Source organism: Levilinea saccharolytica, from assembly GCF_001306035.1.
GTDB classification, from domain to species: domain Bacteria; phylum Chloroflexota; class Anaerolineae; order Anaerolineales; family Anaerolineaceae; genus Levilinea; species Levilinea saccharolytica.
Map to the genome: position 1 here is coordinate 64,134 of NZ_LGCM01000039.1, position 12,837 is coordinate 76,970.

Consider the following 12,837-nt stretch of genomic DNA (forward strand, 5'->3'; position numbering starts at 1 on the left):
GTGAGGATTGTTGTTGTTGCGGTTAGACACCCGCGCGTTGTCTTGATTGTTGTTCCAGGAGCCGCCGTGCCCTTTGACCCGCGCCCAGAAAAGGGCTACTTGCTGCCCATTTCGTCTTTGATCCAGCCGCCCAGGCAATTGCCAGTTTCTGTCACCATACGGGCAAAATGCTCGTACTGCGGCACCGAGATCAGTTTCTGATCCCGCGCAAAGCGCATCCACAAGCGCAGCTGCTCCAAACGGACATCCGCCTGCCGCAAATGGGTTTGACGCTGGCTGGCACGGCTTTTGCCTGCCGCAATCAATTGGTCTTGAAAATCGAGGGCAATATTCTGGATCCGCTCTGACAAACTGAAGCGGTACGCGCGGGGAAATCCCTGAACCTGCGGAATCAGCCACAGCAGTAAATCGTACGTGCGGGTAAAAACCGGGGATTCATTCATAATACAATCGCTCCTAGAACAGCCTTCCGCAGACCCCAGGTGTCGCCAAAGCGCACATGGTTGATCCAGCCCTGGATGCAGGCGTTGAGTTGGGTGATAGAAACGCCGCCGGTGGAATATTCTTCCAACTGGCGGCGCAGTTTGCGGCGAAAATGGACGACCTTGCGGTGTTTGATGCGCCGGTGATCTGGGTAAATTCGAAATCCCAAGAACGGGATACCGGTAGCGGTTGGAAAGACCTGCGCGCGTTTCTCATGCAGGGTCAAACGCAAGGATGCCATTTTTTCAAAGATAGCGTTGCGCCAATTCAGAAGCGAACTGATGTCATCCCCAAAGAGCAGGAAATCATCCACATACCGGATGTAGGCCGGGCATTTCAGGTCGCGTTTGACGAAGTGGTCGAAGGTATTGAGATACACATTCGCCCAAAATTGGCTGGTAAGATTGCCGATCGGAAGCCCGCGCGGACGGATGGCTGCCAGCAAATCGTCTCCTGGGAAATACACCGTTTCATATTCTTCCTGCAAAACGCCCTCCCCGCTGCGCAAAATTTTGTCGCACAACCAGAGCGTGTTCTCATCGGGGATGAGCCGGGCCAGCTCAGCGCGCAGAATGGCTAGATCAATAGATGCAAAAAATTGGCGCACATCGCATTGCAGCACATAGCGGTATTGGCGGGCAAACTGGGTGGTGCGGTCCAGCGCACGGTGGGTCCCTTTTCCGACCCGATTGGCATAGCTGTCGTAGATGAAGCGGTTTTCCCAGATGGGTTCCATCAACCGGCAAAGCGCATGGTGCACCACCCGGTCGCGGAAGGGTGCAGCAGAAATCAATCGTTTCTTGGGGTCGTGGATATAAAAGCTGTGGTAGGGACCGGGCTGGTAGGTGAAATGCTGCAGTTCCGCTTGCAGAGCCAACAGCTCCTCCTCCTGAACACGTTCAAAAGCAGCCGCTCCTTCACGATACCGCTTGCCTTTGCGAGCCTTTCGCCAGGCATCATACAGGTTTTCAAACGAACAAATCTGCGGATACAAGTTTCGATAGGTTTTCACAGGCCTCCTCATGGTGTTTTTTAACGCGGCCCCGCTGCGCGGGGTTGGCAAAGAACCCCTTTGCTCAGAGTCAGACAATGACCGACCGAGCAGGACAGAACACCGAAAACAGAAAACGGAACGCAGCCCCTTAACTGGGGAGGGCCAAAATGCGGAAGCCGATGAAGTAGTCCCTGAGGTGAGGATTGCCGTTGTAGCGGACAGACACCCGCGCGCGGCCTAGATTGAAGTTCCAGGAGCCGCCGCGCAGGGATAAAACATCGTGATCCTTATCGCGGTAATTGGCCAGCCACTCCCAGACGTTCCCGCTCAGATCCATCACCTCACGTGGGCTGGCGCCCTGCGGGTACATCCACACCGGCGTGGTGCGATTGATCTGGCTTTCGCTGGTGTTGGCGTAACGGGAAATTTCTTGACTGGGGGTGCCCAGTTCACCAAAGGCAAAACGACCCTTTTCGTCCCCGCCTGCCGCTGCTATCCATTCCGCCTCCGTCGGCAGCCGCAGTTGGGCCGGCCTCGCCAGGCCGCGCTGACCCTCTTCCAGCTTCTCCCAGTGGGTCCACAGCCATCGGCAGTAGGCGTTGGCTTCATACCACGAAATTCCCACCACAGGGGCATTTGTCCGCCGGGCCCCAAAGCGGGCGTCCTGCCAGTAGCGCGGGAGGAGCACACCGTTTTCTTTTTTCTGGCCTTGCAGCCAATCCCAAGCCTGGCTGCCCCAGTTGCCGATCGGTTTGTAATTTTCTTCGGGCTCAGCCAATTTCGGGAAGCCTTCCCACAGTGAACGATCCGCGAAGTTCTCCGGCTGCAAAAAGCGCGCATACTGGGCGTTGGTCACCGGGTATTTACCGATGGAGAATCGGGTGAGACCCGTCCCGATCTCCACAAAATCAAAAACATCCTGCGGTGCAAAACCCAATTCGTCAGCAACGTCAGCCGCATTGGCGCGGGATGTTGGAGGAAATTCGGAGTTTTGTGCAAGGCTGACCAAGTGATTCTGCGCCATCCTATGCTGCGGGCCTTGGGTGTCAGGCTCTCGTTCCTTCAGCGCAGCCAGCACTTCACGGATTTTTGCCAGGTCGCCGCTTTCCAATTCACGCGCCCAGTCTTCCGAAAGCTGCAAAGGGGGTGGAGCACCGTCCACAGTATCCGGCTCAAATGCGCCCACCAACCCCACATAAACTTGCACTTCGCTTCGCGTCAGGCCGCCAAACCGGGCACGCTGAGACCCCTTCCCGGCTTCTAAAGGGTAGCGCAGCAGTTCTGCCAGCAAGGCATACTTCTGGCGGTCATTCAAAAATGGCGCCATCAGTCCCGACGCCGCCGGGCGCCGCGCAGGTCGAAGGGATGCCTCACGGTCAGCATTCCCGGCACTAGGCTGCACCTTCTCACCCGGCGTTTCCTCAACGTTGAGGCCGCGCAAAAGCTCATCTTCCGAAACCGGCTGGCGTGTGTATTCGTCTTCCAGGGTCTGGATCAGGGTGGGGTATTGCCGCCAAAGCTTGTAAAGTTCTGGCCATTGGCTCTGGATGAGAACCGTTTTCGCCAATAAGGGAAAGGCCAGGAAATCCTTGGGAATTAACGCTCGCTTTTCCTGTTCTTGCGCCACCTGCTTTAACAAGAAAAACACGTTCAACGCGCGCTTCACCTGACGCGGGTTGGGGTACATCCCGCGCGCAAAGGCCTCACGGGTCATTTCATCCAGATGGTAATCAGCGGGGAGGTCGGTTTCCAGGTTCTGAATGAACTTTTCGCGAGCCTTCATGTCCAGCGGCGGCAAGTTGAACGGGATTTGGATGATTTTTTGCAGATAGACATCGCCGTTGATGGGCATTTCGTCTTCGCTGCTGGTTTTGAGTAAGGCGCCGTAATGAGCTTCGATGCCGCGCCGGACAACCTCCCGATCCATTCCCAAAACAAAGACGGTACCGGGCACGTCTAAAAAGAGTTTGATTGCTTCCAGCACTTCAATGGCTTTTTCAGGCAAGCAGCGGTCCAAATCATCCACAAAAACCACCAGCCGCCCATCATTTCCTAAAACCAGTTGAATGGCTTTTTGAAATTCTTCAGCAAACTGCTCCATATAATTCAACTGGTTCAAATGGTGTTCGCGCACTTCGCGCTCAAGCAGTTGGGCCAAATCTGGATTGAGCCCCAGGTCTTTTGCCGCACTTCCCAAGCCCGTCAAATGAAAAGCCAGCCAAATCGGCAGTTTGCTGCCCTGTTTGAGCAGCTCACCCGTGTTAAGGCTCCACTGTCCTTCATCCTGCCAATTGACAGTCTCATAAATGCTGCGTTCCAGGCGGCCCAGGTGCTCCAATTTTTCGCGTTCGGCTTTTTCGGCGTCTTCCTTAAAATCCTCTGGCTGGTAACGCGTTCCGTCCGCCTTCCGTGGGTGCAGGCTGTCCACCACGCGCAGCATGAAGGCGCGCCAAAGGGCATCATGTTGTTCGTATTTCCAGGCGGTGAACCAGACTGTTTTCAAGGACGGGCTTTTCTGGTTATCCAGCTCATCCTTTAGCATGTTCAACAACGTGGTCTTTCCGCTTCCCCAGGTTCCAAAAACGCCCACGGTCAGGGGCGTATCAGCGGTTTGTAAAATATTCAGCAGAGCTGGTTTGAAAATCGAGAAATCCAACCCATCTTCCGAAGCTCGGTAGTCGCTGATAAACCCGCTCTTTTTGACCATACCCTCTCCCCTTCATTCAACGTTCCGGTTGTATTAACCTGGGCCGCCATGCCCATGATATGCCCTCAATCTTGCCGTTCTGAACCAAAGACACTCACAGCTTCAATTCCATGCGAGGATCCCCCATAAAGCAAAGGCCAGGATGGCGGTCAACTTGCCCGCCAGGGTATCAAAGAAATCTTTAAAGTAGGGGATAAAGCTCTTCCAATCAGGCATGTTTCCCTCCAGCCGCCCATGTGTTTGCCGTCAGGTTGATTATACAATGCGATGGAAAGGCAAGGTGAAATTTCAGGAGCCCACCTTGGGGCGCGCATCTCGGTTTTGAATCCAAAAAGCCAACCGTACTGGCTGGCTTTAGTTTGGTGCCCCCAAGGGGACTCGAAACATCCCCCTTGTGGGGATAGAATCCCCCCCGAGGGGACCCCTGTTTTGAAACAAAAAAGCCAACCGGTATCGGCTGACTTTTGTTTGGTGCCCCCAAGGGGACTCGAAACATCCCCCTTGTGGGGACCCCTGTTTTGAAACAAAAAAGCCAACCATAACTGGCTGGCTCTTCCGTAGTGCCCCCAAGGGGACTCGAAACATCCCCCCCGAGGGGACCCCTGTTTTGAAACAAAAAAGCCAACCGGCATCGGCTGACTTTTGTTTGGTGCCCCCAAGGGGACTCGAAACATCCCCCTTGTGGGGATAGAATCCCCCCCGAGGGGACCCCTGTTTTGAATCCAAAAAGCCAACCGGTATCGGCTGACTTTTGTTTGGTGCCCCCAAGGGGACTCGAAACATCCCCCCCGAGGGGACCCCTGTTTTGAAACAAAAAAGCCAACCGGTATCGGCTGACTTTTGTTTGGTGCCCCCAAGGGGACTCGAAACATCCCCCCCGAGGGGACACCTGTTTTGAAACAAAAAAGCCAACCATAACTGGCTGGCTCTTCCGTAGTGCCCCCAAGGGGACTCGAATAGAATCCCCCCTGCGGGGGCCCCTGTTTTGATACAAAAAAGCCAACCGGTATCGGCTGACTTTTGTTTGGTGCCCCCAAGGGGACTCGAAACATCCCCCCCGAGGGGACCCCTGTTTTGAAGGGTTTGCACATTAAATCAAAAGAGCCAACCGATGAAGGTTAGCTCTTCCGTAGTGCCCCCAAGGGGACTCGAACCCCTGTTTTGGCCTTGAGAGGGCCGCGTCCTGGGCCGCTAGACGATGGGGGCCAGATCATTCTCAAGCGGGTGAGATTTTATCATGCCTTATAACTCCTGTCAACGAATTGCCCGCGAAGGTTGACGCTTCCCCCGGTGCGTGATACAATCGGGGTCGAGTTTGGGCGCGTAGCTCAATGGCAGAGCAGTGGCCTTTTAAGCCATTGGTTGAGAGTTCGAGCCTCTCCGCGCTCACACAGTCCCAAACCCCAAACCTGCCTTGCGGCAGGTTTTTGATTTAACAAAGCAGAGAATTGTCGTTGCATCCCCCCGCCCCTCACCCGCTACGGGCATTGAATGAACCCCTGCGCCCAAAGGCAGCCTCCGCAGGCCGGCTGTGAATTGCCAAAGCAATCTTCCAGGTTTGCTTCGGCCATGTTGCAGCTGTTGCAAAAAACGCATGGCGAAAAATCAAATTGCAGCAGCCGCTCGCGAAATTGCTGATATTCCCCCCGCTCCCAAATCGCGCGCAATGGCTGCGCGTTCACATTCCCAAACGAAAACGACTGCGACACACGCAGATTCTGGCACAGATAATTTTCATGGGTATGCAGCAAGGGCAGGCAAGGGCTGACCTCGCCGTCCCAGCGCACCGCCAAACTGCCGCTTTCCGCAAAGGGGCAGCTGTCGCCGCCGGTTCGCACCGTTCGTCGGGCCACCTGCAGTTGGGTTCGCGCATTGTAGATCTTGCCGATCACATCCAGCACGTTCGCATCCAGGTCCATGCGCGGCAAAGAAATCTCGGTTGACCACACGGAGGACTGCAAATTGCCGTCCTGCATGGCGCGCGCATACAAACCTTCCGAAACCAGTTCCCGCGTATGCGGATACACATTGCTGACAGAAAACCTGTCGGCCCCCAGCTGCTTGCCCAAACGGATGACCTCCGGCAGCTCGTGCAGGTTGCGCCGCATGGCCACAAAAGCCACCCCGATTTTTGGATATCCCAATGGGTGTTTTTTTCGCAGGCTGTTCAGCAGCGACACATTGTGAATCACCGAAGCGAGCTGATCACCCAGGCGGACATCCGTGTAGCTTTCGCGCGAGGCCCCGTCAATGGAAACCCACACGCGCTGAACGCCGCATTCAATCATTGGCTGAATGAGCTTTTCGGTCAGCAGAGTCCCATTGGTAATCAACTCCACCGCAATCCCCAGCCCCCTGGCCGCCGCAATCATGCGGATCAGTTCCGGGTGTGCCAAGGGCTCCCCAAATCCCCCAAAGAAAAGCAGCGGGAGCGGCGAACACGAGGCCGCCCCCTGCAAAACGGCCTCGTAGGTGCGCCACTCCATTTGCCCCAGGGGTTCATCCCAGGCGTTTCGCATGCAGGTCCGGCAGCCCAAATTGCAGGCGTTGGTCGCTTCTACATAGATTTTGTTGAGATTAAATGTGGATCGAGAAAGGATAATCTCCGTATCGGAAACATCCACACGCATTTTCGCGCCGTCCGCAAAGCCAAACTGCTCCGCAAGTTCCTGCGGAATAATATACTGGCCAGCATCGTTTTTTTGAACGGTGAAGAAGAAGGACTTTTTCATGGGTTCAATCAAGAGGGGCAAACCTATGTCGGTCTGCCCCTCTTGGAAAATCCTAGCAAATATCCGAGGTGGGTTTCCCGGCCGTGACCTGCCCCTTGTACAATTTCTTCTGCAGCCAGAACGCCACATTGACCAGCCCGATCATCACCGGAACTTCCACCAGCGGGCCGATCACCGCCGCGAAGGCTTCTCCTGAATTCAATCCAAAAACGGCCACAGCCACCGCGATGGCCAGCTCAAAGTTGTTGGAAGCCGCCGTAAAGGACAGGGTTGTGGTCTGCTTGTAATCCGCGCCGATGCTCTTTCCCATCACAAAACTGACCAGGAACATCCCTACAAAATAGATCAGCAGCGGAATGGCGATGCGCACCACATCCAGCGGGATGCTGACGATCAGATTCCCCTTCAGGCTGAACATGACCAGGATGGTAAAGAGCAGCGCAATCAGGGTGATGGGGCTGATCTTGGGGATAAAGACCTTGTAAAACCAATCTTTTCCCTTGACCCGCGTTAGCACCTGATTGGTGATAAACCCGGCGATGAACGGAATGCCCAGGTAGATGAACACAGATTTGGCAATTTCACCGATGGTAATATGCACGGCCATGCCTTCCAGCCCAAACCAGGTGGGCAGCACCGTGATGAAGACATACGCATACACGCTGTAAAACAACACCTGGAAGATGCTGTTGAAGGCCACCAACCCGGCCGCATAATCCGTGTCGCCCTTCGCCAGCTCATTCCACACGATCACCATGGCGATGCAGCGCGCCAGCCCAATCATAATCAGCCCGGCCATGTATTCGGGGTAGCCGCGCAGGAAAATGATTGCCAGCGCAAACATCAGGATCGGCCCAATGACCCAGTTCTGGATCAGGGACAGCCCCAGCACCTTCCAATTGCGGAAGACTTTGCCCAGTTCATCATAATGCACCTTGGCCAGCGGCGGGTACATCATCAGGATGAGCCCAATCGCGATGGGGATGTTGGTGGTGCCCACCGACACGGCGGTGTTGAAGCTTTCCACCGCGGCGGGGAGCAGATACCCCAGGCCAACGCCGACCGCCATGGCCAGAAAGATCCACAGCGTCAAATACCGGTCCAGAAAAGATAATCGTTTGGTTACACTGGTGCTTTCCATTGCGGAGTTCTCCTTAACGGGGATTCAAGAGGTTTGATTTCGTCTGGTTTCGGCAAGTTAATGCAGGGTCAAGGCCAGGGCTGCACTGCGGGCAAGGGCAGTTCGCCATGGGCCTCGTTTTTAAGGTTTCCAATTCCAGCGGGTCAACGCCGATCAAGCCCGCCGTCTGCTCAATCACAGCCAGGATTTCGGGGTGCAGCAGGCGGTAAAACATGTTCCTGCCCATGCGCCGCGAACCCACCAGGCCCACTTTTCGCAGCACCATCAGATGCTGCGAGATGCTGGCCTGTCTGAGGCCCAGGACGGCTTCAAAATGACAGACACAGGCTTCCTGTTCAGCAATCACCATCAGAATCTGAATTCTGGCGGGTTGGCTGACAGCAGCCAGTACATTCGATATTTGAATTTCAGGGTCAGAACGCGGTGATATATTCATTTTAGCGAATGTATTTTATCAGCTTTGCTGGATCCGCGCAATTCTTTTTTGAGGGGAACAGCCGAATCTGCACCCCGCGCCGGTTCCGCCGCCGGCAGCACCTACCAAACCAGGGTCAGCGCCGTTTCTGCGGTGGTGTCCCGCACCCCCGTCCTCACCCGCACGAACGTACCGTCCCAGCTCCAGCCCACCTCCGACTGTTCCCAAACCTGCGCCGTTTGGCGCGGCAGGGCCGCCCCATTCATGAGCACCTCGCGCGGCGCGCCTTTGCCCCCCGTCACCACCTCCACCACGTTCTGACGCTGCGCCGTCATCCCCGCGTACGCTCCAATCGCCGCGCCAATCACCACCCGCAGCCCCCCATCCTCCGTCCAGCCCTGGCTCAGCAGCGTGCGCCGCACCTCGCCGCGCTGGTAGGCCGTCGTCTGGCCGTCATCCTCAAACAGCTCAAAGCTGCCCTCCCCCGCGTAGGCGCGCACGATCAGTTCATCGCGCACACTGCCGTCCTTGCGCCGTCCAAAAGCGTCCAGGGTCTGCTCATCCACAAACATCATCGGCACCACCGCCCCCGCGCGCGCATACAGCGGCACGCGGTACACCCCCTGCGCATACATGGGCACATCCTTCAGCACCTGCCCCTGCGAAACGATCTCCTCCTGGGTGTAAAAGTCAAACCAGGTGCCCGCGGGCAGGTACACATCCCGTTTCTGCAAATTCAGCCTGGCCCCCACCGCCGCCATCAGCCCCGGGCCGATCATCTTCTGATCCCCAATCGTCAGGACCGCATCGTCCTGCGGAATGGCCAGCGCCAGCGGGGGATAAACCGCCTCGCCCGCCAAATAGGCGCGGTGCGCCAGCGAGTACAGGGTTGGGATCAGCGCGTAACGCAGCCGCAGCGCGTCCAAATTGGCCTGCGCATCCCCAATGCGGTCGGGGGCTGTTTCTTTGCAGTTGCACAGGTTCTCCGTGTGCGGCCGCACCGGCACATCAAACAGCGCGCCGTAGGCAAACCACTGCGTGTACATCTCGTCCAAGTTGGCCTTGAGCATGGTGTTGCCCTCCAGCCCGCCGCGGTGGAACCCGCCGATATCTGTGCCGTAATAATCCATGCCGGAAAAAGACATGTGCATCTGCGCGTTGAAATGGGCCGCCAGACTGGTGCGGTTGGAGCCAATATCCCCCGACCACATGGCCACCCCAAAGCGTTGGCTTCCCGCCGTGCCGGAACGCGACAGGATGAACAAACGCTGCTCCACCCCGTTGCGCGCGTAGCCCTCAAACAGGCTCTGGCTCCAGAAGAAGTTGTACAGGTTGCTCACGTCGGCATGCGTGGTCAGCGGGCCGTAATCCCCCGGCAGCCCCGCGTAGCGCGCCGCCGCCGAAAACTGTTCCGGCTCGCCCAGGTCGGTCCAATGAGCCATCACGCCTAGATCCACCAGCGGCTGGCGGCGGATATCGTGCCAATAGGCCCCCGCTTCCGGCTGGGTCCAATCCAGCATGCCGCCCTTGCCCCACCAGGGGTTATCCTGCAAAAATACCGGCTCGCCGCCCTCGCCCTGCCGCACCAGATAGCCCCGCGCCGCCAGATCGGCGTGTTCGGGCAGCCCGCGGCTGATGTAAGGCTCCTCGATGGTCATCACCCCGATGCCGTCCGCGCGCAAGGCCTGAATCTTGCCCGCCGGGTTGGGAAAATTCTGCGTGTCCCAGCGCAGCGACCCCATGCGCGAATTTTCGTCTGGCTGGATGCCCCCAAACCACTGCAAATCCAGCACCACCCCGTCCACGGGGAAATTCGCCGCGCGCAGGCTGCTGAGCTTGTCGTCCATCTCGGCCCAGTTGTCAAACCCATATTCCGACACCCACATGCCAAACATCTTGCGCGGCGGAACCGGCGGGCGGCCGGTCAATTCCAGGTACTGCGCCCGCACCCCAGCCGGCCCCTCACCCAGCAGCACGTAGCCGCGCATCCAATCACCAGAGGTGGTGAACACATACGGGCTTTCGCGAAAATCCCAGCGCTGCGGGGCGGCGCTGTCCATATACAGTCCAAAGGCCTGCCCGCCCGCACGCAAAAAGGTGGCCACCGGGATCTGCGTATTGCCCACCGCGCCCCCGTTGTAGCCTTCCATCACATTCCCGTACCCCGAGCTGCTGAAGCGCACCCGCCCCAGCCAATCGCCGTTAGAAACGCCCGGTTGGGGGAACTGCTGCCCCAGGCCGTACACCCCCCGCACCTCAGGGAAATCCAGGCGCAGCCGCTTGCGGCGCTGGGTCAAATTCTCCGGGCAGATCACCCCCAGCGCCCCACCCGCGCTCAGGCGGGTATCCTCCAGGTGGATGCACAGCTCCGCATCCACCGCCGCCGCCAGCCCCCCGCTCACCATGCGCCCATCCGGCGCTAACTGCCAGGCGCTGAGGCCCGCGCCCTGTGTTTGCAGCACCGAGGGTGTGGTGAAGATCGGCTCGTCCAGGCTGCGCCCGGCAGGGATCTTGCCCATCTCAAAGTGCAGGCGGTCGTCCGCCAAAAATTCCAGAATCAGGCTGGCCTCGCCGCGGTCAAAGCGCAGGCGCATGACCCCGCCCGCCCCATCCCCCACCCAGGCGCTCGGCTGGATTCCCGTGAAAGCCGCCTCCTCAGCAGGCGCGGCCGTGGGCGCCGCCGGGGCGGCCGTGTGCTCCGGCACCGCGGTCCGGTCTACGGGGGTCGGCAGAATTTTCTCAGGTCCGCCGCACGCCGCCAGCAAAAGCGCCGCCGCCACTGCCAATCCCCAAACCCGCCCATTCCGCCGTCTGTTTGTCATGGTTCCGCTCCTCTCTGTGCGCTCCGCCCGGGTACTGCCCTCATTGTACAACATCCAGCCCCGGGCCAAAACGGGGAATAGCGGCTTTTTGGGGGAATTCAAGGGAGGCCGATGTATAATTCTTTATAGCCTTGCGCGCAGTGCCTTTTCCGGCAGGGTGCGTGCCCAACGCACCAATTACGTTTGGCCGTGCGGTGCGTTCGATGAACCTGAACGCATCCTACCCGCTACCGCCGCAACAATCGCTCGCTGCGCAGCACAGGCAAAGTTAGCCCCATTATCCGACCCTTTCACTTCACAGGTAACCCATGACCACAAACATAGATCTATCGGTTCAAGTTTTCGGCCACACCTTTCGCAATCCCATTATTCCCGCGGCGGGGCCAAATGTGGGCTCAGGAGCCATGGTGCGCCGCGCAGCAGAAGGCGCCGCCGGCGGATTATTGGCGAAAACCATTTCAAGGATTGCCGCGCCGGTCCCCCATCCCAACATGGTTCGCCTGGGAAGAGACAGCCTGCTCAACACCGAGCTGTGGAGCGAGCTGTCACCCGAACGATGGTTTGAGCACGAATATGATCTTGCCCTGGGCGCCGCCCGTGAATACCAGCTCCCCCTCATCGCCAGCGTCGGGTATACCGCCGAGGATCTGACCGCCTTAGGCCCGCGCTTAGAGCAAATCGGGGTGGATATTATTGAGTTTTCCATTCACTACCTGGATAAACAGCGGCTGATCGACACCGCCCAGGCGCTGAGGGAGGCCGTCTCCCTGCCCATCGTGGCCAAGCTCAGCCCCCATGCCGGCGATCTGGGAGAAATTGCGCAGGTGCTCGACCCGTATGTGGACGGCTTTGCCTGCATCAACAGCTTTGGCCCCACCTTAATGATTGACATCGAACGCGTTGAATCGCCGTTAGGCTCGCAGTATGGGTACGGCTGGCTTTCCGGCTCAGCCGTTAAGCCCCTGGCCTTGCGCTCGGTCTTCGAAGTGGCCCGCGCCACCCACAAGCCCGTCATCGGCGTGGGCGGCGTAACCCACGGCGAAGACGTGATTGAGTTCTTCATGGCCGGAGCGTCCCTGGTGGGCGTTTGCACCGCTGCCATTCTGAAAGGCCCGGCGGTGTATGGAAAAATTGCCGCAGAAGCCGCCCAATGGCTGGAAGCCCACGGTTACCGCAGCATGGACGAAGTCAAAGGCCTGTATCTGGAAAAATACCGCCACGGTCAGCCCGTGGTCACCACCGTGGAACAGACCGCCTGGGTCAACGAAAGCCGCTGTAAGGCCTGCGGCACCTGTGAAAAAGTGTGCCAGTTCAATGCCCTGCACGCCCCGCTCAAACAAATCGCCCATGTAGACGTGGAACACTGCGCCGCCTGCGGTTTGTGCGTGTCGGTTTGCCCGTCCAATGCGCTGGAAATGCACCAGCGGGAAATGGCCGCGTAAGCCAATTTATAAATTGCTGACAAAATACCGGGTGCTGTGGTGGCGGTGATTCTGCGGCGTTTTTAGGGATTTTCAATACTTCTCGGTATTCCGACTGCCGC

General features: G+C 58.0%; 8 protein-coding genes and 2 tRNA genes. 2 read left to right on the plus strand and 8 right to left on the minus strand.

The genetic code is table 11. The features are described from left to right. Nucleotides 1-95: 95 nt before the first annotated feature. The 4 genes from avd to ADN01_RS11275 form a co-directional block, all read right to left on the minus strand. Entirely contained in the window at nt 96-443 is a 348-nt protein-coding gene (avd, locus tag ADN01_RS11260) for a diversity-generating retroelement protein Avd (RefSeq protein ID WP_062417708.1), read from the minus strand. After that, nucleotides 440-1,495 (minus strand): reverse transcriptase domain-containing protein, encoded by a 1,056-nt coding sequence (locus ADN01_RS11265; protein WP_062417707.1) that lies wholly within the window; start codon nt 1,493-1,495, stop codon nt 440-442. The genes avd and ADN01_RS11265 overlap by 4 nt, the downstream gene beginning before the upstream one ends. Nucleotides 1,496-1,625: 130 nt before the next feature. After that, nucleotides 1,626-4,184 (minus strand): P-loop NTPase fold protein, encoded by a 2,559-nt coding sequence (locus ADN01_RS11270; protein ID WP_062417706.1) that lies wholly within the window; start codon nt 4,182-4,184, stop codon nt 1,626-1,628. 1,133 nt (nt 4,185-5,317) lie between these two features. Continuing rightward, nucleotides 5,318-5,390: transfer RNA gene (locus ADN01_RS11275), tRNA-Glu, on the minus strand. A gap of 111 nt (nt 5,391-5,501) precedes the next feature. On the opposite strand from ADN01_RS11275, the gene ADN01_RS11280 reads away from it, so the two are divergent. After that, a tRNA-Lys gene (locus ADN01_RS11280) sits at nt 5,502-5,573 on the plus strand. A gap of 89 nt (nt 5,574-5,662) precedes the next feature. On the opposite strand, the gene ADN01_RS11285 is transcribed toward ADN01_RS11280, so the two are convergent. The 4 genes from ADN01_RS11285 to ADN01_RS11300 all read right to left on the minus strand — a co-directional run bounded on the left by ADN01_RS11285 (nt 5,663) and on the right by ADN01_RS11300 (nt 11,294). Continuing rightward, complete coding sequence (locus ADN01_RS11285) at nt 5,663-6,916, minus strand: SPASM domain-containing protein (RefSeq protein ID WP_160318418.1); 1,254 nt, start codon at nt 6,914-6,916, stop codon at nt 5,663-5,665. Between the two features lie 52 nt (nt 6,917-6,968). Beyond that, a complete protein-coding gene (gene arsB, locus ADN01_RS11290) occupies nt 6,969-8,057 on the minus strand; it encodes an ACR3 family arsenite efflux transporter (protein ID WP_062417704.1) in 1,089 nt (362 codons plus the stop codon). A 13-nt stretch (nt 8,058-8,070) separates the two neighbouring features. Beyond that, nucleotides 8,071-8,493: an ArsR/SmtB family transcription factor gene (locus tag ADN01_RS11295; protein ID WP_075071137.1), complete on the minus strand. Its 423-nt coding sequence runs from the start codon at nt 8,491-8,493 to the stop codon at nt 8,071-8,073. Between the two features lie 101 nt (nt 8,494-8,594). Further along, nucleotides 8,595-11,294: a glycoside hydrolase family 31 protein gene (locus ADN01_RS11300; protein ID WP_152974016.1), complete on the minus strand. Its 2,700-nt coding sequence runs from the start codon at nt 11,292-11,294 to the stop codon at nt 8,595-8,597. 308 nt (nt 11,295-11,602) lie between these two features. Here ADN01_RS11300 and ADN01_RS11305 point away from each other — a divergent pair, with 308 nt between their 5' ends. Then, nucleotides 11,603-12,736 (plus strand): 4Fe-4S binding protein, encoded by a 1,134-nt coding sequence (locus ADN01_RS11305; RefSeq protein WP_075071139.1) that lies wholly within the window; start codon nt 11,603-11,605, stop codon nt 12,734-12,736. The last annotated feature ends 101 nt before the right edge of the window (nt 12,737-12,837 follow it).

Bases quoted from the DNA above. Each gene is read 5' to 3' on its own strand.
- arsB (WP_062417704.1), bottom strand. From the start codon at position 8,057: ATGGAAAGCACCAGTGTAACCAAACGATTATCTTTTCTGGACCGGTAT.
- ADN01_RS11300 (WP_152974016.1), bottom strand. From the start codon at position 11,294: ATGACAAACAGACGGCGGAATGGGCGGGTTTGGGGATTGGCAGTGGCG.
- ADN01_RS11295 (WP_075071137.1), bottom strand. From the start codon at position 8,493: ATGAATATATCACCGCGTTCTGACCCTGAAATTCAAATATCGAATGTA.
- ADN01_RS11285 (WP_160318418.1), bottom strand. From the start codon at position 6,916: ATGAAAAAGTCCTTCTTCTTCACCGTTCAAAAAAACGATGCTGGCCAG.
- ADN01_RS11270 (WP_062417706.1), bottom strand. From the start codon at position 4,184: ATGGTCAAAAAGAGCGGGTTTATCAGCGACTACCGAGCTTCGGAAGAT.
- ADN01_RS11305 (WP_075071139.1), top strand. From the start codon at position 11,603: ATGACCACAAACATAGATCTATCGGTTCAAGTTTTCGGCCACACCTTT.
- avd (WP_062417708.1), bottom strand. From the start codon at position 443: ATGAATGAATCCCCGGTTTTTACCCGCACGTACGATTTACTGCTGTGG.